Raw genomic sequence first — 18,483 nt, forward strand, 5'->3', positions numbered from 1 at the left:
AAAAGGAAGAATTCTTAATCGACATCAGATTAAGAATTCTTCCTTTTTATTTACCTATGATTTGAAAAATAAAATGAAACCATTTAAAGTTATAACCGTATATAGTATTAAGCCGTATAAGTTAAATGATATACGGAGCAATTCTTTACATAACAAGGTGAATTTGTGACAGAGGTAATAGCCCAATAGTAAATTTATTAGTGGGGATACAATTTAATTTGATTGAAAGAAATTATTACTAACATTCTTGATGTTTGTTATATAATTACAAATATAAGAAGTTTAAATTTTATGATGATTTCATTTTCAAATTAAGGCTGAAATATGTGAGGATTTTTTAAAAATAGGGAGTGAATGACTATGGGCATTAATTTACAAAAAGGTCAAAGAGTCGATTTAACAAAGGGTAAAGCGGATTTAAATCGCGTAATGGTTGGTTTAGGCTGGGACCCAGTTAGCCAAGGGAAAAGCGGCGGTCTATTAGGCGGACTATTTGGTGGCGGAGGTAGCGGTAGTAATGTTGACTGTGACGCCTCTGTATTAATGTTAAAAGACGGTCATTTAAAAGATGGTCAAGATGTCGTTTATTTCGGCAAATTAAAAAGTAAATGTGGATCTGTTCAACACTCAGGAGATAATTTAACAGGTGATGGCGACGGCGATGATGAAGTCATTACAATCGATTTAAAAGCTGTGCCAGCAGATTACGATAAACTTGTGTTTGTTGTTAATATTTATGACTGTGTAAAACGCAAACAACATTTTGGGATGATTCAAAATGCATATATTCGTGTGTTTGAACCTAATACTGGAAATGAATTGATTCGTTATAATTTATCTGATAACTATGCTAATTTAACAACATTAGTAACAGGTGAGATTTACCGCCATAACGGTGAGTGGAAATTTGGTGCCATTGGTGATGGTACAACAGATGCTAAATTAGGCGAAGTTTGTAATCGATTTCAGTAAAATAAAACATTAAAACTTAGGAGGAATTTCAAATGGCTTCAATTTCGTTACAAAAAGGACAAAAAGTAGATTTAACAAAAACAAACCCAGGTTTATCTAATCTAATCGTAGGATTAGGATGGGATACAAACAAGTATGATGGCGGCGGAGATTTTGACTTAGATTCTTCAGTATTTTTATTAGGTGCTAACGGTAAAGTGACTGCTCCAGAAGATTTTGTATTCTATAACAATACAAAAGGTGCTGGCGGTGCTGTTGAGCATTCTGGCGATAATTTAACAGGTGCTGGAGAAGGCGATGATGAAACGTCAAAAGTATCATTAAACCAAATCCCAGCATCTATCGAAAGAATTGCGTTTACAGTTACAATTCACGATGCTGAAGCTCGTCGTCAAAACTTCGGTATGGTATCAAATGCATTTATTCGTGTAGTGAATGCCGATACAAATGAAGAAATCGTACGTTACGATTTAGGAGAAGATTTCAGTATTGAAACAGCGGTTGTTGTTGGTGAAATCTATCGTCACGGTGCAGAGTGGAAATTCAATGCGATTGGTGCAGGATACCAAGGCGGATTAACAGCACTTTGTAATGATTACGGTTTAGATGTGAACTAAACTTCTATAAATTTTAACTTAGAAAGGGTGTCTAGTGTATGGCTATTCAGCTAAGTAAAGGACAACGAATCGATTTAACAAAAAATGATCCTAGTTTAAAAAATATAGGAATCGGATTAGGTTGGGATGTAAAGCAGTTTGATGGCGGACAAGACTTTGATCTGGATGCATCTGTGTTTTTATTAGATGCATCTGGAAAATGCCGTAACGAACAAGATTTTATTTTTTATAACAACCTAGTTAGTGCAGATCAATCTGTTACACATACAGGAGATAATCGTACGGGTGCAGGTGATGGTGACGATGAGAAAATTCTAGTGGATTTAAGTAAAATCTCACCTCAAATCGATAAAATCGTAGTAACTGTTACAATTCATGAAGCCGACACTCGTCGTCAAAACTTTGGACAAGTATTAAATGCGTATGTTCGTTTATTAAATGAAGATTCGCAAAGTGAAGTACTGCGATATGATTTAGGTGAAGACTTCAGTATTGAAACAGCTGTAGTATTCTGTGAATTATACCGTCATAATAATGATTGGAAATTTGCAGCAGTAGGTTCAGGTTACCAAGGTGGCTTAGGAGCTTTAGTAAACGCATATGGACTACAATAAGTTCTGCTAATCGACATACAATTTAATATGTTTTTAACGGAGGAAGTCACTTGGAAATAATCAACGAAATATTGGGTACATACGCTCAATTCTTCAACTGGGAAATGTGGGGGGAAGTATTAAAAAGCCCTGAAGCATGGGGTTTAATCGGCTCTCTAGTTGTAATGGAGGGCTTATTATCCGCAGATAATGCACTTGTATTAGCTGTACTAGTAAAGCATTTGCCTCCAGAACAAAGAAAAAAAGCACTTCTTTATGGAATGTTCGGTGCTTACATTTTCCGATTTTTATTTATAGGAATTGGTGTTTACCTTGTTAAATTCTCAATTGTTAAAGTTCTAGGTGCCTTGTATTTAGGCTGGATCGTCTATTCTCACTTCAAAAATAAAGGTGGAGAAGATGACGAAGCAAAAGAGTTTAAAAAGGAAAGCTGGACTGTACGTGTGTTTGGATTATTCTGGGCAACGGTCATTTCAGTAGAGTTAATGGATATTGCATTCTCTGTTGACTCGATTTTAGCTGCTTTTGCGATTTCTGACCAAGTATGGGTCTTATTATTAGGCGGTATTCTTGGAATAATAATGATGAGAACAATTGCTGGTGTATTCCTTACATTAATCGAAAAAGTTCCAGAGATGGAGACGACAGCCTTTGTATTAATCGCTATTATTGCGATTAAAATGTTTGCGGGTGTATTCGGTTTCCACATGGAGAATACAACTTTCTTCCTTATTTTAATTGTTGCTTTCTTAGGTACTTTCATTGTACATTTCAGAAATAAGAAAAAGCTTGAAAATATGTAACACTAAGCATGAAGGCGTTCTATTAGTCGACTAATTTTTGACTCATAGAATGCCTTTTTCTATTAATTTGTAAGGCCATTTTAAATCGTTGGAGAGAACAATATGAGACATTTTGAAAATATGTTAGATACAATTTTCTATAGAGCACCCGAACATTTTACGAAATGGGACAATCCACAAGAGTTAGCTTACTCATTAGGTGCAACCTTATATATGCCAGGCACGTTACCGAAGTTAGACGAGGTAATTCAAAATCGTAAATACAATGATTTAACCTCTCTTGTAATAGATTTAGAGGATGCTGTTGGTGATCATGATGTTGAAGAAGCAGAAAGATTAGTTGTAATGGCTTTGGATAGACTTTATGAAAAGTATGTACATGATAGTTCTACAATAGAGAATATCCCTCTTGTTTTTATTAGAGTAAGAGAGCCTCAGCAATTGCGTCGCTTAATGCAAGAAATGGGACATAAACAAGTGGTTTTAACGGGATATGTTTTCCCAAAGTTTTCTGTTGAAGTAGGACAAGAATTTTTTTCTTTATTAGCTAAAGCGAAGCAGCAATATAATCTAAGAATTTACGGTATGCCGATACTAGAAACACCAGATATTATTTACAAGGAACAACGATTAGAGAAATTGCTAGAGATTAAGCAGTTATTAGATCAGTATCGTGAGCTCGTATTAAACGTGCGCATTGGTGCAACAGATTTCTGTGGTATATATGGTATTCGTCGAAGTGCAGATTCGACGATTTATGATGTTTCAATAATCCGAGATTGTATGGCTGACATCGTCAATGTGTTTAAGAGACAACCAGATGCTTATGTAATTTCTGGACCTGTATGGGAATACTTTAGTCACGAGCGGGTCCTAAAACCATCGTTAAGGCAAACCCCATTTATTAAAAACGGTGCTGTTAGTGAGCGTCAGGCAATTTTAGATAAATATATAGATGGTTTAGTAAAAGAGGTATTGTTAGATAAACAAAATGGAATAGTAGGAAAGACGATTATCCATCCATCACATATTCGATATGTTCATGCGCTTTACGCTGTGACACATGAAGAATATATGGATGCACTTAGTATCAAGAAGCATAATGACGGCTCTAAAGGAGTCCTGAAGAGTCAATATGCTAATAAGATGAATGAGATGAAACCACATAGTTTTTGGGCAGAAGAAATTCTTATGAGAGCAAAGTTCTTTGGTGTATTAAATGAATCGGCTGATTTTGCAACATTTTTATTAAGTATGGATGGTGAATAAATTGATGAAAAATCAATATGAACAACGACTACCGATTTTAGGTGACTATGAAATTACTGTAACATTAGATAACAATCCATATCATTTTAACATAGAGGATTTATTTCAAATGGCAACGCGTATTAATAAAAAGAGAGGTTTTCTTTTTGTCAGTAAAGTACTTGGGAAGCATTTGGCAGTGGAACCTCAAATGCCGTTATTAGTAGGTACATTACTAAGTATGCGTTATATGGAAGAGACTTATGGTGAAATGCATGATTTAGAAAATCTAGTAGCTCGTGCTTTACGTCGTGAAGTAGATGTACAAGAAACGTTTGAGCAGGTAACAAAACTGCCGGTAAACTTACCACATCAGACACTTTTTATCGGTTTTGCTGAAACTGCAACAGCATTAGGACATGCCGTTTTCCGTAACTTTAATTCAAATGCCACTTATATTCATACGACACGAGAATTGATTAATGAGCTTGAGACGATTATCTGTTTTGAAGAAGAGCACTCACATGCAACAAGTCATCGTGTTTATTCAACAAATGAAGCGGTTTTTGAGCAAGCACAACGAATTGTTTTAGTCGATGATGAAATGACGACTGGTAATACAGTGATTAATATTATTAAGACGTTAAATGAACGTTTTCCGCATATTAAGTATTACACGGTTATGGCTATTTTAGATTGGCGTCCACAGGAAAAACAGGACATTTTTGATCAGTTAGAAAAAGAGTGGGGCATCACTATACAGTTTATATCCATTGTGCAAGGTCACTTTGAGCTACACGGGGCACCGGAATTAGTGGAACAGAAGCTAGAAAATGCAAAACAAAACAAAGCGCGTATTCAAGTACTAGATACCAAATCAAATAATATACTTCCATATACATCTACAGACGGGCGAAAAAGAGTGAATAATGCGCCTTATTTACAAGGTACGGGTCGATTTAGCTTAACAGCTGAAATGCATCATGAGCTTGATGGACAATTACAGCAAATAGCAGAACAGCTTAATACGTTACGTACATCAGGTCCAGCTCTTGTAGTAGGAACCGGAGAATTTATGTATATTCCGATGCGAGTAGCATCACTTATGGGGTCAGATGTATATTTCCAATCATCGACACGTAGTCCAATTTATCCTTCATTAGATGAGGGGTATACTATTTCGCAAAAATGGTCATTTGATAGTCCAGAAAATAATGGAGTTGTGAATTTCTTATATAATTTAGATACCTATCCATACACTGAACTTTTCCTTGTAGTAGAAAGAATAGCAAACAAAGCTGCATTAACTGAGCTAATAGAACAACTGGAAACCGTGAATATAGAGCGAATATATATCCTCGTGATGAGCTATGGGGAGGAAACTGAATGACTAACGTAAAATATATACCAGATCCAATGGGCAGCTATCAATCGGATGACTGTGTCTTTTTATTGCGTGATTTAAGTACGGAATCACTTGAAATGAGTAATGAGGAGCGTGAACGACTAATTCAATCAGGGACACATTATTCAGAAATGTTACCGATTGAATATCAGCCTTCTAAAGAGTATTTAAACTTATTTCATCAAACGTTAGAAGAATATGCAAAGCGTATTGCTATTGCAGTAGGTGTTGTAGCTGAGCAAATAAAAATGCAAAAAAGCCTTGGAAATTTAGTGCTTGTTAGTTTAGCAAGAGCGGGTACCCCTATTGGTGTATTAATTAAGCGTTACTTGCAAGAACATTATAATGAGAATATCCCGCACTATTCGATTTCAATTATTCGTGGGAAAGGTTTCGATGAGACAGCGATCAGCTATATTTTAGAAAAGCACCCTGATGCTAATATTCAGTTTATCGATGGTTGGACAGGCAAAGGGGCAATCACAAAAGAGCTAGATCAATCATGTGTGATTTATAATGAAAAGCATGGAACTCAAATTGATAGCGACTTAGCCGTTCTAGCAGATCCAGGTCATTGTTCTTCATTATACGGGACAAGAGAGGACTTTTTGATTCCATCTGCTTGTTTAAACTCTACAGTTTCAGGGCTGGTTAGTCGTACTATTTTAAATGAAAATCTTTTAGCAAAAGGGGATTTTCATGGGGCGAAATTCTATGAAGAGTTTAGAAGCGACGATGTTTCCAATCTATATGTTGATAAAATATCGGCATATTTTCAGCATATAGCTGATGAAGTACAAAGTATTCTGGTAGAGCGTCTGTTGGAAGATACAACACCTACATGGCTTGGGATGAAAGCTGTTGAAACTATTCAAAAAGAAATGGAAATACCTGATGCCAATCTCATAAAGCCTGGAATCGGAGAAACAACTAGGGTATTGCTGCGTCGTGTACCATGGAAAATTCTGATTAACCCCACATGTATTGATGATTTAGAACATGTATTATTATTAGCAAAAGATAAAAACATTCCAATTGAAGAATACCCTAATATGTCCTATTCTTGTTGTGGACTCATTAAAAGAGTATAGAGGAGTTAATATGAAGATACTATTTACATCTGATTTAGATCGTACACTCATTTATTCAAATCACATGATGTCACTTTATCCTACTACCAGATTGAAAACTGCAGTTGAACGTAAAGGTGATGTAGAGACAAGTTGGATGTGTGACGAAACGATGGAGTTACTAAAAGAAGTAAGAGAAAAGACCTTATTTGTTCCAGTTACTACGCGTGCAAGACATCAATATGAACGGATTCATGCCATACAAGAATTACACCCGCTTGTTGCGGTTACAAGTAATGGGGGTACTATATTAGAGAATGGTAAACCGGATCTCGTATGGGCAAAGCAATTAAGGCAATCCATTGAAGACTCTTCGGTGCCAGATGAACAAATGCTACGAATTATGAAAGATATAAAGTATGCTGATTGGATGGAGCGATCTTTATATATTGATGACTTATTTTATGTCAATCACGTTCATCTAGAAAATATCCAAGTGGATGCTTTGCAACAACTAAAAGAGGAATTACATGAACTTGGATGGCATTTACTGTTACAAAAGAAAAAGCTCTATATGCTTCCTAATGTACTAACGAAAGAAGCAGCTGTTTCGTATATCAAGAATAAATATAGCTTTGACTATCATTTTGCAGCTGGTGACTCTATATTGGACTATAATATGCTAGCAATGGCAGACCGCTCTTACACACCACTTCACGGCGATATGAAGGATAAAGAGCCGAAAAAACTAATGCAAACTCACTACTCAAAAGAAAATGGTACAGCCTTCACGAAAGAGCTATTACAAGATGTTCTAGAGCATGTGAATCGTGTTACACTATAAGAGAAAATGAAATGCTATAAGTTCAAACACACTCTTTAAGGAAGGAGGAGTTTGTATGCGTAATATGCAAATTGAGCCTATATTACATAAGGATACAACAGATTGGCAAGCTCAGTTTTTGGCGTCTAGCAAAGATAGAGCGCTTTATGATTTGGATGATTCCAAATTTCGTTTTAGTCGAATTGCTGTACGTGTATTGGGTGTTCCTGTAGAAGAAGATGATTATTTTAATGCGCTATTTGATATGGCGAAAAATGACTCAGTTCATGTATTGAGCGAAGAATTAGATAAATACATCGATCCAAAGGACTTTCAAGCCGTGCAAGCAATCTTAAAGGCACATCAGGAGACGCCTAAAGGTTTGTCTATTAATCGTTTAGTAGCGATGATGTATGGGCATCAACTAATCCCACAACATCCAAATGCTTTTATAAATAAGCATTTACAGTTAACTATGATTAATATCATTGAATTATTTAAAGAACAGCAAGCAGCAGGTTTACTATCAAATGAGTTTAGACGATTTTTAATCGATATGATTAAATGGCTTAAAAACCATTGGGCAAAATGGTCACAGACATTAGATATCGGAGATGAATTTCCTAAAGTAGTTTGGTACGGAGAGTTGACCATTAGCCAGCGCTACTTTTTATTGTTATTAATGGAGCTTGGATGCGATGTATTAGTTTTTTCTCCTACCGGGGCAGATGAGTTTTCTGCAATAGATCCAGAGGAGCAGTTGTCAGTTGTCTATCGTTATGCAACGACGACAACATTGCAACCATTTCCAGATAAATTACGCGAACGACAAGCAACTGTTGGTTATCGCTCAAGTAAACATTTTGATAAGTTAATGCATGACCAACAATCTGGTGTTTATAAACCATGGCAGTTCAAAGAACACTTACCACGTTCTATTACATTGCGTACGACATATGATGATATTTTCATTTATGGCAATGAAAAAGCGATGGTACGACCAGAGTTCAAAGTTGTCGGAGAGCAAATATATATTCCGGTTATTTTTGCGAAAATTGCTGGTATTTCAGCGGATCGTGAAGAATATTGGGAGAATATGCACAAGCTAATAAAAGGTCCGAATGGCCAATTTGTTAAAGCATTTCCATATATGAAAACTAGTAAAGCAAATTTCCAATTCCATTACAATCATTGTTTGGAGAATAATGAATTATCACCTGCGAAAATGATGACAAGTGATTGGTGGCAATATGGTCAATTACAGGAATCCATTCAGAAGGCAATTGCACATACGATTAAAGATTGCTGTGAAAACCCTTCACTTCTGCCACTTGCACATGAGAAGGAAATAGATCTTCAACTCTTTATGTTTAAAACAGCAACAATGATTCCAATTGAACTGTTACGTTTACTGCAGAACTTTGACTATTCACAGGAAATTCCTCGACTTGTTTTATATCATTCTCAAATGGACGGGGAACTATCGCGAGAAGATGCAGCATTACTAGTCTTTTTAAACCGATTTGGTGTAGATATTATTTTATATAATCCGACCGGTAAATTAGATATAGAATTGTATATGGAAAAAGATGTATTCGACATTCATTTACTTGAACATATGGTTTTTGACCAACCTTATCAAGAGCCAAAAGCAAAACCAAATTCAATAATAAAAAAATTTATCCATAAGTTTTTATAGCTTATGAGCAGGGAGTGTCCAAATGTCTGATTTAGTTGCCATTGAAAAAGATGGATTAAACGAACAAACAGCAAATGAAATGAAATTGCAATTACGTCAAGAACCTGAAGTCCAAAAAATCGTGAAGATGATAGATATTAGAAATCAAATCGATTTATTATCTTTAGGTAAAGAACCAGCAATCAAACTGTCACGTTTCTCTGACCGAATTCTAGATACAATGACCGTATCTAAATTAGATCAATCAAGTGAATTGTTGAACCAATTAGAAAAGTTAATGAATAAGTTCGACAAAAATGAGTTAACAAAAGAGCCAGGGATGCTAGATAAAATTTTCAAACGTGCTAAGCAAAAAGTAGAAGCTCTTTTCAGTAAGTACAATACGCTTGGTAAAGAAATTGAAAAAATCCATGCACAGTTTATGATTATTGAAGAGGAATTGAAAAGTAATAACCGCGATTTGGAAGGGCTATATCAAGAGGATATAGAATATTACTTCGAGTTAGAGAAGTATATTGTTGCAGCAGAAATGAAGCTAGACGAAGTAAAAACGTCGTTAATTCCTGAGTGTGAAGCACGTGTAAGTGGTGGAAACCAAATGGCGCGTATTGAGCTTGAAAACTTAAGAACAGTACAGGAATTATTAGAGCGTAAAGTAGATGACCTAGAAAAAGCGCGTATGGTAGCGGTTATCGCAGCACCACAAATCAAAACAATGCAACGTGGAAATAATGACCTAATTGCTAAGATTAACAGTGCTTTTGTAACAACAATTCCAGTTTTCAAAATGGGTATTATTAATGCAGTCAATGCACGCCGTCAAAAGTTACATGCAGACTCTTTAAATGCATTTGAAGATCGTGCAAACCAAATGCTACAAGATGTAACAAGTGACATCATGCAACAAAGCGTAGATATCGCTCGCCGTTCTGGTAGCTCGAGCATCAAAATGGAAACGATTGAGAACATGTGGGATACCATTGTTACAGGTATTGACGAATATAAAGCAGTTAAGCAAGAACAAGCAGTTCAGCGTGTAGAAGACAAAAAACGTCTAGAAGCTATACGTGAAGATGCTAAGCGCGTTCTATCTAACGGATAAAAGTGAAAAAATGACAAAAAGCATTTCCGAAGAGATCGATATCTCAGTGGAAATGCTTTTTATTTTCCGGGAAATATTCAGTGCACTATTCGTCAAAATTTTTATAATAGCCGATTTTTATGTTAGAAATTCATTATATACGCTAATCGAATAATTAGAAGTATTAAAAAGAAACTTACTTAACTAAATAGTACGAGTATCCTTTTTATTTGGGGAATTTTGCACCTGATTGCACTTCCACTTCATTTGTATTTTTGAACATATAGCCACTATACGACATTTTAATCGCATGAATCAGCCCAATAAGCATCATATTCGATAATAGTGAACTACCTCCATAACTTAGGAACGGTAAGGTGACACCAGTAACGGGTAATAACCCAATCGTCATCCCGATGTTTTGGAAAATTTGGAAGGTTAATAAGCCGATAATTCCCGCCGAAATTAGGAAAGTAAATTGCTGTTTAGCATGAAGGGCATGGAAAACCATACGGTATAATAATAAGAAAAATAAAACAATAACGATAGAAGCACCGATAAATCCTGTTTCCTCAGCTATCGTAGAAAATATGAAATCCGTATGTTTTTCAGGTACATACACATTATTTTGTAAATAACCTTTTCCGCTAAGTAAACCTGAGCCAATAGCTAATAGACCTAGCTTTGTTTGGTAGGCTGAATCACTAAATTCAAAAGGATGAAGCCAGCCGTTAATACGAGATATTTGGTGCGGAGACAAACTAGTTAGAATTTTGTCGGTGAAAAATTGATTGAACCAAATATAAATAATGATTATTGTACTGATTAAAACTGTTGGAATAATCGTAATGACTGCCAGTAGTTGTTTTTTAATACCGGAAAAATAAATCATGGGTATAAGCATGGCCATATATAGCATAAGCATGCCTGTATCCGGCTGTTTGTACACGATGAGCATCGGTGGAATACTAATAATAGCAATTTTCGTTAATAACCATAAATCCGTAAAGTATGTTTGAACTTGTTCTTTTTTATAATGACTTTCAATGAGCTTTGCGACGACAAGTAAAAGTGCGAACTTAAGAAACTCGGAAGGCTGGAAAGTGCCTAAAAATTTTATATGATACCAAGATTTTGCCTCATTGATCGGTCGAGCAATACTTTCAGGAGCAAAAATAAGTGCGATTAATAGGAAGACAATCACGCCATAAAAGGGCCATGATATTTTCTTCAATTGTTCAAAATCTAATCGAGAAACAGCATACATAATTACAAAGCCAATACAATAAAAAGTAATTTGCTTTACTATAAATGCATCACCATATTGTCCGAAATTAGTACTACTTGAGTATATAAATAAGCAGCTAATCAATGCGAGCAATAAGAGATATATATTAATTTGTCGATCCATTTGAATTTTCATTTGTGCTACTCCTAACCCATTCGATATGTAAATAGTAACGGTTATTGAATAAGAAGGTTCCAAAATTTTTTATTTATGTAAATATAACTAAAAAGATTAGAACTTAAGTAAAGCTATCTTGTATCCTTAAAATATCGTTCAAACGTATAAACTAACATTAACGAATGTTAATTTTGCCAAACATGTTACAAGTTATGGGTATTTATGACAGATTATTTTCTCCATAGTATAATGATTGGAAAGTGGTCAGTTGCTTTTTAGCGACGTAGAAGGGAAGAGATTACTTGAATTCGTGGAAATTACTGTTATTGATAGTGTTGACGTTATTGGTTGTCAGTGCTTGTGGAGAAGAGGATAAAACGACCAAAACAAAAGAAATAAAAATACCAGATATTGAAGAGTATCAATCCATATATGCACAAGGAGTTAACGAGGAAGGAGTCGGAACAGACGATACTAGAAAGACAATTACAAATCAACAAACAATCCACACATTTATTGAAAAAGTAAATCTAATGGAAGTGATTAAACCGAAATCAGAAGAGGAAGCTGAAAATATGAAAGAGCTGGATAATCAGGGCAATTATATTATTGCGTTATCCAAATCAAAAGATATCAATGGAAAATCATACAAAATGTATTTTATGAAAGATGGAACGGTATTCTTTCAAGATCCTGTGAAATCAGAAATGACATACATATCAGCACAGCAGAATAACGCTCTTTATGAAGAGGTAAGTGAGTTATTAGATATTCAATTTTAATTATGAAATAAAAAAGCTAGTACGCAATTTACGTACTAGCTTTTATTCTATTAAATTCCAAATTCCTTCTTAATCCAGTGATTTGCCTCTTGCCAGTTACTTACACGTATCACGCCATTTGGAATGGGTTCGCGGTTATAAGGGGCATCGAATAATAACACAGGAATGTCTAATTCCTCGTGAAGTTGAACGGCATTTGCATGCTTGTCCTCGAAAAAGGCATGTACATCGTATTCACGAGCTTTAATTGCTTTATTGACAGGCCCAACAATATCAATTTTGTCATAAGGTACATTGAATTGTTTAAACCATTCATAAGTGACATCTGTTGAATTGTCCTCGCGGGCTGTAATGTAATAAAGCTCAACATCTTTTTGCCAAGCAGATAAAATCGCTTGTGCATCCTGTTGAATAGGTGAAGCCATATAAATTTCTGGCTCATTTTCTCTAAACCACTTGAAAAATTCAGTACTATCAACAGGGAACGCAGCAGTTAAGTCATATTGCGTTATATCAGATAACGCTAAATTGACATTGAAGGCTTTGTTGATATGAGGCAAAAGTGATTCTGGAGTCGTAACAGTACCGTCAATATCGATACCAAAACGGTAGTTTTTCTTCATTTCATTGCCCCCTGTATACTATGCTTTTGCGTTCTCAGCTTTTTCAGCATCTCTTTTTTTATAATATTCTTCAGCTAGTTTATCGATTTCGATTTTCAGCTCTTCAACCATCGTTTCTTCAGGTACTTTACGAACAGTTTTACCTTTCATAAATAGTAAACCTTCTCCGCGAGCACCAGCGATACCGATATCGGCTTCACGAGCTTCACCAGGACCATTTACTGCACAACCTAAAACAGAAACTTTAAGTGGTGCTTTAATTGTTTGAAGATATTCTTCTACTTCATTGGCAATTGAAATTAAGTCAATTTCAATACGGCCACAAGTTGGGCATGAAATAAGTGTCGGAATGTCAGAAGCTAAACCGAATGTTTTTAATAGTTCACGTGCTACTTTTATTTCTTCAACAGGGTCGGCACTTAATGAAATACGCATTGTATTCCCGATACCCATGCTTAATATTGCGCCTAAACCAGCTGCTGATTTAATCGTACCAGAGAATAATGTACCTGATTCAGTAATACCTAAGTGAAGTGGATAGTCAAATGCACGAGATGCTTTTTCATATGCTTCAATTGCTAGGTTTACATCAGATGCTTTCATAGAAACGATAATATCATGGAAATCTAAGTCTTCTAAGATTTTAATATGGTGTAGGGCACTTTCAACCATACCATCTGCAGTAGGGTAGCCATATTTTTCAAGGATTTTACGTTCTAATGAACCAGCGTTTACACCGATACGAATCGGTACACCTTTTGCTTTAGCTGCATTTACAACAGCTTCTACTTTTTCTTTACGTCCAATGTTACCAGGGTTAATACGAATTTTATCAACACCAGCGTCGATTGCTTTTAAGGCTAATTTGTAGTCAAAGTGAATATCCGCAACTAGTGGGATATGGATACGTTTCTTGATCTCAGCTAATGCATCAGCTGCGCGTTCGTCTGGGCAAGCGACACGAACGATTTGACAGCCAGCTTCTTCTAAGCGAAGAATTTCTGCCACAGTTGCTTCAACATCATGTGTTTTAGTCGTTGTCATACTTTGTATAATTACTTCATTGCTTCCGCCAATTGTTAAGTCACCTACGCGAACTTTACGCGTTTTCGTACGGTGAACGATTTCATTCATGAAAACTCTCTCCTTCATAGGCTCAAAAATAGAGCCTTCACTGTACACTATTTTAGCAGTGTTCCAAAGAAAATGACAAGGAAGAAACATTAATTGTTTAATTTGTACATGAATGAGCATTTTTTGTACTGAATGGTAGCTGAATCGATTCACCAGGCTTAAAGGATTGTTTGAGTAAATGTGGATTTAGTTCATAAAAAAGCTCCAAGCGTTCTGAGAAGCTCATCGAACTTTCAGATGGATAAAGCGCGAATAGTGATTGTAGGTTATCACCGGGTATTGTACGAACCGTGATTGTTTTAATATCTGGAACATCAACACAAGTTTCTTCAACAACAGGCTCTTTATAAAAAGCTGCTAGCGGGATTGTCCCCTCTAGAAGATCGATTTTCAAGATAAAAGCAATAAATAGAATACCAAGTGCAGAAAAGAATATTTTCAAAAAAATCTCCCCCTTCGTTCAATATATGAACAAGAGAGAGATTCATTCGTAGCATTTCTATTATTTTTTTATTTTTGGGTATTTCGTTATCGCACTAGCGATATAAGCTATGATAATTACCATAGAAATGAGGGTCATAACTGTACCGTTTAAAGAAGTGAAAGATAGTAAAGTTGTTAGAATAGTAGAAAGAGTTGTAGCGAGTGCAGTTGTACGCCAAATATGACGATATTCACCTCGATGTCCCATCATCTTCAATAATATAGATCCTATAAAGCCATAAATACTTATTCGTAGAAAAGTTAAAAAAGTAGAGATGGTGAATAAGAAGACGAAAGCAAACGGATAAATTAACCATTTAATATCATCTAAGTACTCTTTTAGACCTTCAAGCTGTGACGTATCAACGCTTGAACCGACACCTGTTAGGAATTGGATAAAAGAAACCACAGTGATAAAAGTGATTAATATAAAGACGTATTGAATCAATTTACCGATCGGTAGCATTCGATATGCAGCTAGTTTTTTTGGATGTAATATACTGTCTAGAAATAATTGATAATGTTTAATTTTCATAATATGATATGCTCCTTCTATGGTATTTTACCATGAGTTAGTAACACTTAGTAATTGTCGGCATTGTGAACAATTACACTATATTGAAGTCACTATATTAAACGAATGTAAATTTTTTATAGAATAACTTACAATTTGATTACATTTTCTTCATAATGAAGCTTAGGTTAATAGTAATGCAGGGAGTTGACAGCAGGTGAGTCTGAATTGGCAAGAAATGCTTTTCCAGTTCTTTGGGGGATTAGGACTATTTTTATTTTCTATTAAATATATGGGTGATGGCTTACAAAAATCAGCAGGAGATCGCCTTCGTGATATATTAGATCGCTATACCACAAATCCAATGATGGGCGTATTAGTCGGCATTTTAGTAACAGTACTTATTCAATCGAGCTCTGGTACAACGGTCATTATAGTTGGACTTGTAAGCGCAGGTTTTATGACGCTACGTCAAGCTATAGGCGTTATTATGGGCGCGAATATAGGAACGACTTTCACTGCATTTGTTATTGGCTTCGATATTGGACAATTTGCGTATCTAGTCTTAGCTATTGGTGCGTTTCTGCTATTTTTCTTTAAGAAAAATAGTATCCAAAATATCGGACAAATAATCTTTGGTCTTGGAGGATTATTTGTTGGCCTGGAACTTATGAGTAATGGTATGAAACCTTTACAGGAGTTACCAATATTTATTGATATGGCATTACGTATTAGTGAAAATTCTATACTGGGTGTTATTTTAGGTGCATTGGTAACATTAATCATTCAGAGCTCCAGTGCCACTATAGGTATTTTACAAAGTTTGTACGGGGAAGGATTAATGCCGCTTCATGGTGCGTTGCCGATTTTATTTGGTGATAATATCGGAACGACATTAACGGCTGTATTAGCATCAATTGGTGCATCAGTAGCCGCCCGTCGAGTAGCAGCGATGCATGTATTATTCAATGTCATTGGAACAATTATTTTCCTATTAATTTTACCACAATTTACACTTTATATAGAATGGTTAGCAGGTGTCGCAGGATTAGAACCTAAAATGCAGATTGCATTTGCACACGGATCTTTTAATGTAGTAAATACAATGATTCAATTACCATTAATAGGTGTGTGGGCATATATTGTGACTAAGCTCATACCTGGTGAGGATTCTGTTATTGAATATAAACCAAGAAGTTTAGATCTTCATTTTATTGAAGCATCACCTGCTATTGCAATTGGACAAGCGAAGGAAGAAGTTTTACGCATGGGTGAATATAGTATTCGAGGTCTAGAAGAAACATTCGAATATTTGAAATCAAATGATAAAAAGAATGCTACAAACGTTTTACAATATGAAGAAGCAATTAATAGTTTAGATCAGAAAATCACTGATTATTTAGTGAAAGTTTCTGCACAACCATTGTCAGATACAGATTCTACTAGACATCATATTTTACTAGAAAATGTCCGTGATATTGAGAGAATTGGAGATCATTTCGAGAATATCGTAGAGTTAATAGACTACAAAACCGTAAATGGGGTACAGTTGAGTGAACCGGCTATAAACGATTTATGTGAAATGTTTACCTTAACAATTGAAACAGTTCAAAAGGCTATTTTATCATTGGATACAACTAACCATGGATTGGCGATTGAAGTGACGAAAAAAGAAGAGCTCATTGATCAAATGGAGCGAACTTTTAGAAAGAAACATATTCATCGATTAAATCTTGGCCAATGCTCGGCACATTCTGGTATCGTATTTACTGATATCGTTAGTAACTTAGAACGTATAGGCGATCACGCTGTTAATATCGCGGAAGCTATCTTACAAAAACATTAAGGAGGGAATTTATGGATATAATTGCTTGGATACTTATTATTTTAAGTTTTATTATTGCGTTTGTTGGGCTTATATATCCGATTATTCCGTCAGTACTATTTATATTGCTAGGGTTTATCCTATATGGAGTATTTTATAGCTTTGGAGATTTACCTTGGTGGTTTTGGGTAATCCAAATTCTGTTCGTAGCTTTATTATTTGGAGCAGATACATTAGCAAATGCTTTTGGTGTAAAAAAATTTGGTGGTTCAAACGCGGGAATGTGGGGGAGTACAATTGGTCTATTAATCGGGCCATTTGTTATTCCTATCGCAGGCATATTGCTAGGGCCTTTTTTGGGAGCAGTGCTAGCAGAGTTAATCGTTAATAGAAGTAGTGTAAAACAAGCCATTCGAACTGGAATCGGTTCACTCGTTGGATTCTTAACCTCTATTATTACGAAGGGAATCATCCAAATAATAATGATTGTTATTTTTGTTATCGTGATATAAATTGTTCGATAATTTAATAGATTTTCAGTCAAAAGGCTGAAATCCTTTGTTTTAGTGAATAATGTTTGAATGAAAGCTCTTATTTTGATAATCTAAGAATGTAATTAATACTTATTAATCCTGAGGAGGAAAATTAATCATGGCTTTTGAATTACCAAAATTACCTTATGCATATGACGCATTAGAACCACATATCGACGCAACTACAATGGAAATTCACCACACTAAACATCACAATACTTATGTTCAAGGAATTAACGCTGCTCTAGAAGGCAAATCAGAATTCGAAGGGAAAACAGTAGAAGAAATTATTGCTAATTTAGATGCTGTTCCTGAAGAAATTCGTACTGCTGTACGCAACCACGGTGGCGGTCACTCTAACCACTCATTATTCTGGGAATCTTTAGCTGCAAATGCAGGTGGAGCTCCAACTGGCGAATTAGCAGCTGCAATTGATGCTAAATTCGGTAGCTTTGACGCTTTCAAAGAACAATTCGATAATGCTGCTAAAACTCGCTTCGGTTCAGGCTGGGCTTGGTTATCAGTTGCTAACGGAGAATTAGAAATCTCTTCAACTCCAAACCAAGATTCACCAATCATGGAAGGTAAAACTCCATTATTAGGTCTTGATGTTTGGGAACACGCTTACTACTTAAACTACCAAAACCGTCGTCCTGACTACATTGGTGCTTTCTGGAATGTAGTAAACTGGGAGAAAGTTGCAGAACGTTTCGCAGCTGCAAAATAATCTATTTTAAATGCAACAAAGCACGTACCTTTGACGTCAAAAAGGTGCGTGCTTTTTTTATGGTTAAAGAATACATAAGGTGACCCAGGAAGTTTGTAATTTGTACTTTTATTAACTTTTTCCAA

19 protein-coding genes are annotated in these 18,483 nt (G+C 35.5%); 14 read left to right on the top strand and 5 right to left on the bottom strand.

What is annotated here, in order from left to right; all coding sequences use genetic code 11:
• Positions 1-360: 360 nt before the first annotated feature.
• From MHH85_RS04355 to MHH85_RS04400, 10 genes are all read left to right on the top strand, one after another.
• Complete coding sequence (locus MHH85_RS04355; protein WP_193740472.1) at positions 361-972, top strand: TerD family protein; 612 nt, start codon at positions 361-363, stop codon at positions 970-972.
• A gap of 32 nt (positions 973-1,004) precedes the next feature.
• Positions 1,005-1,589, top strand: coding sequence for a TerD family protein (locus tag MHH85_RS04360; protein WP_193740471.1), 585 nt, complete (start codon positions 1,005-1,007; stop codon positions 1,587-1,589).
• A gap of 38 nt (positions 1,590-1,627) precedes the next feature.
• Positions 1,628-2,203, top strand: a complete 576-nt coding sequence (locus MHH85_RS04365) for a TerD family protein (RefSeq protein ID WP_053416342.1) — start codon at positions 1,628-1,630, stop codon at positions 2,201-2,203.
• Between the two features lie 50 nt (positions 2,204-2,253).
• Complete coding sequence (locus MHH85_RS04370; protein WP_193740470.1) at positions 2,254-3,006, top strand: TerC family protein; 753 nt, start codon at positions 2,254-2,256, stop codon at positions 3,004-3,006.
• 102 nt (positions 3,007-3,108) lie between these two features.
• Positions 3,109-4,275: an HpcH/HpaI aldolase/citrate lyase family protein gene (locus MHH85_RS04375; RefSeq protein WP_340706043.1), complete on the top strand. Its 1,167-nt coding sequence runs from the start codon at positions 3,109-3,111 to the stop codon at positions 4,273-4,275.
• Between the two features lie 4 nt (positions 4,276-4,279).
• Complete coding sequence (locus MHH85_RS04380; RefSeq protein ID WP_340706044.1) at positions 4,280-5,644, top strand: phosphoribosyltransferase family protein; 1,365 nt, start codon at positions 4,280-4,282, stop codon at positions 5,642-5,644.
• On the top strand, positions 5,641-6,750 hold the full coding sequence (locus MHH85_RS04385) for a cysteine protease StiP family protein (protein ID WP_340706045.1): 1,110 nt from the start codon (positions 5,641-5,643) through the stop codon (positions 6,748-6,750). Before MHH85_RS04380 ends, MHH85_RS04385 begins: the two co-directional genes overlap by 4 nt.
• Before the next feature lie 10 nt (positions 6,751-6,760).
• The gene (locus MHH85_RS04390; protein WP_340706046.1) at positions 6,761-7,573 is read left to right on the top strand and encodes an HAD family hydrolase; all 813 of its coding nucleotides are present in this window, start codon (positions 6,761-6,763) and stop codon (positions 7,571-7,573) included.
• Between the two features lie 55 nt (positions 7,574-7,628).
• Entirely contained in the window at positions 7,629-9,251 is a 1,623-nt protein-coding gene (locus MHH85_RS04395) for a YceG family protein (protein ID WP_340706047.1), read from the top strand.
• 22 nt (positions 9,252-9,273) lie between these two features.
• Positions 9,274-10,353 (top strand): toxic anion resistance protein, encoded by a 1,080-nt coding sequence (locus MHH85_RS04400; RefSeq protein ID WP_053416335.1) that lies wholly within the window; start codon positions 9,274-9,276, stop codon positions 10,351-10,353.
• A gap of 205 nt (positions 10,354-10,558) precedes the next feature.
• On the opposite strand, the gene MHH85_RS04405 is transcribed toward MHH85_RS04400, so the two are convergent.
• Positions 10,559-11,755 (bottom strand): FtsW/RodA/SpoVE family cell cycle protein, encoded by a 1,197-nt coding sequence (locus tag MHH85_RS04405; RefSeq protein WP_340706048.1) that lies wholly within the window; start codon positions 11,753-11,755, stop codon positions 10,559-10,561.
• A gap of 284 nt (positions 11,756-12,039) precedes the next feature.
• On the opposite strand from MHH85_RS04405, the gene MHH85_RS04410 reads away from it, so the two are divergent.
• Complete coding sequence (locus MHH85_RS04410; protein WP_340706049.1) at positions 12,040-12,519, top strand: hypothetical protein; 480 nt, start codon at positions 12,040-12,042, stop codon at positions 12,517-12,519.
• 50 nt (positions 12,520-12,569) lie between these two features.
• On the opposite strand, the gene MHH85_RS04415 is transcribed toward MHH85_RS04410, so the two are convergent.
• The 4 genes from MHH85_RS04415 to MHH85_RS04430 form a co-directional block, all read right to left on the bottom strand.
• Positions 12,570-13,142 carry a 5' nucleotidase, NT5C type gene (locus MHH85_RS04415; RefSeq protein ID WP_193740462.1) on the bottom strand — a complete coding sequence of 191 codons (573 nt, stop codon included), beginning with the start codon at positions 13,140-13,142 and terminating at the stop codon, positions 12,570-12,572.
• 18 nt (positions 13,143-13,160) lie between these two features.
• Positions 13,161-14,276, bottom strand: coding sequence for a flavodoxin-dependent (E)-4-hydroxy-3-methylbut-2-enyl-diphosphate synthase (gene ispG, locus MHH85_RS04420; RefSeq protein WP_053416332.1), 1,116 nt, complete (start codon positions 14,274-14,276; stop codon positions 13,161-13,163).
• Between the two features lie 97 nt (positions 14,277-14,373).
• A complete protein-coding gene (locus MHH85_RS04425) occupies positions 14,374-14,718 on the bottom strand; it encodes a hypothetical protein (protein WP_193740461.1) in 345 nt (114 codons plus the stop codon).
• Positions 14,719-14,778: 60 nt separating this feature from the next.
• Positions 14,779-15,294, bottom strand: a complete 516-nt coding sequence (locus MHH85_RS04430; protein WP_340706050.1) for a DUF1189 family protein — start codon at positions 15,292-15,294, stop codon at positions 14,779-14,781.
• Positions 15,295-15,490: 196 nt separating this feature from the next.
• Between MHH85_RS04430 and MHH85_RS04435 the strand changes: the two genes are divergently transcribed.
• The 3 genes from MHH85_RS04435 (at position 15,491) to MHH85_RS04445 (ending at position 18,358) form a co-directional block, all read left to right on the top strand.
• On the top strand, positions 15,491-17,119 hold the full coding sequence (locus MHH85_RS04435; protein ID WP_340706051.1) for a Na/Pi cotransporter family protein: 1,629 nt from the start codon (positions 15,491-15,493) through the stop codon (positions 17,117-17,119).
• A gap of 11 nt (positions 17,120-17,130) precedes the next feature.
• On the top strand, positions 17,131-17,610 hold the full coding sequence (locus MHH85_RS04440; RefSeq protein WP_340706052.1) for a DUF456 domain-containing protein: 480 nt from the start codon (positions 17,131-17,133) through the stop codon (positions 17,608-17,610).
• A gap of 139 nt (positions 17,611-17,749) precedes the next feature.
• Positions 17,750-18,358, top strand: coding sequence for a superoxide dismutase (locus tag MHH85_RS04445; RefSeq protein WP_340706053.1), 609 nt, complete (start codon positions 17,750-17,752; stop codon positions 18,356-18,358).
• Positions 18,359-18,483 lie beyond the last annotated feature (125 nt).

It is taken from the genome of Viridibacillus sp. FSL E2-0187 (assembly GCF_038006425.1).
In the GTDB taxonomy this organism is placed as follows: Bacteria; Bacillota; Bacilli; order Bacillales_A; family Planococcaceae; genus Viridibacillus; species Viridibacillus arvi.

Bases quoted from the DNA above. Each gene is read 5' to 3' on its own strand.
- MHH85_RS04355 (WP_193740472.1), top strand. From the start codon at position 361: ATGGGCATTAATTTACAAAAAGGTCAAAGAGTCGATTTAACAAAGGGT.
- MHH85_RS04385 (WP_340706045.1), top strand. From the start codon at position 5,641: ATGACTAACGTAAAATATATACCAGATCCAATGGGCAGCTATCAATCG.
- MHH85_RS04360 (WP_193740471.1), top strand. From the start codon at position 1,005: ATGGCTTCAATTTCGTTACAAAAAGGACAAAAAGTAGATTTAACAAAA.
- MHH85_RS04375 (WP_340706043.1), top strand. From the start codon at position 3,109: ATGAGACATTTTGAAAATATGTTAGATACAATTTTCTATAGAGCACCC.
- MHH85_RS04415 (WP_193740462.1), bottom strand. From the start codon at position 13,142: ATGAAGAAAAACTACCGTTTTGGTATCGATATTGACGGTACTGTTACG.
- ispG (WP_053416332.1), bottom strand. From the start codon at position 14,276: ATGAATGAAATCGTTCACCGTACGAAAACGCGTAAAGTTCGCGTAGGT.
- MHH85_RS04405 (WP_340706048.1), bottom strand. From the start codon at position 11,755: ATGAAAATTCAAATGGATCGACAAATTAATATATATCTCTTATTGCTC.
- MHH85_RS04395 (WP_340706047.1), top strand. From the start codon at position 7,629: ATGCGTAATATGCAAATTGAGCCTATATTACATAAGGATACAACAGAT.
- MHH85_RS04400 (WP_053416335.1), top strand. From the start codon at position 9,274: ATGTCTGATTTAGTTGCCATTGAAAAAGATGGATTAAACGAACAAACA.
- MHH85_RS04390 (WP_340706046.1), top strand. From the start codon at position 6,761: ATGAAGATACTATTTACATCTGATTTAGATCGTACACTCATTTATTCA.
- MHH85_RS04445 (WP_340706053.1), top strand. From the start codon at position 17,750: ATGGCTTTTGAATTACCAAAATTACCTTATGCATATGACGCATTAGAA.
- MHH85_RS04365 (WP_053416342.1), top strand. From the start codon at position 1,628: ATGGCTATTCAGCTAAGTAAAGGACAACGAATCGATTTAACAAAAAAT.
- MHH85_RS04440 (WP_340706052.1), top strand. From the start codon at position 17,131: ATGGATATAATTGCTTGGATACTTATTATTTTAAGTTTTATTATTGCG.
- MHH85_RS04380 (WP_340706044.1), top strand. From the start codon at position 4,280: ATGAAAAATCAATATGAACAACGACTACCGATTTTAGGTGACTATGAA.
- MHH85_RS04430 (WP_340706050.1), bottom strand. From the start codon at position 15,294: ATGAAAATTAAACATTATCAATTATTTCTAGACAGTATATTACATCCA.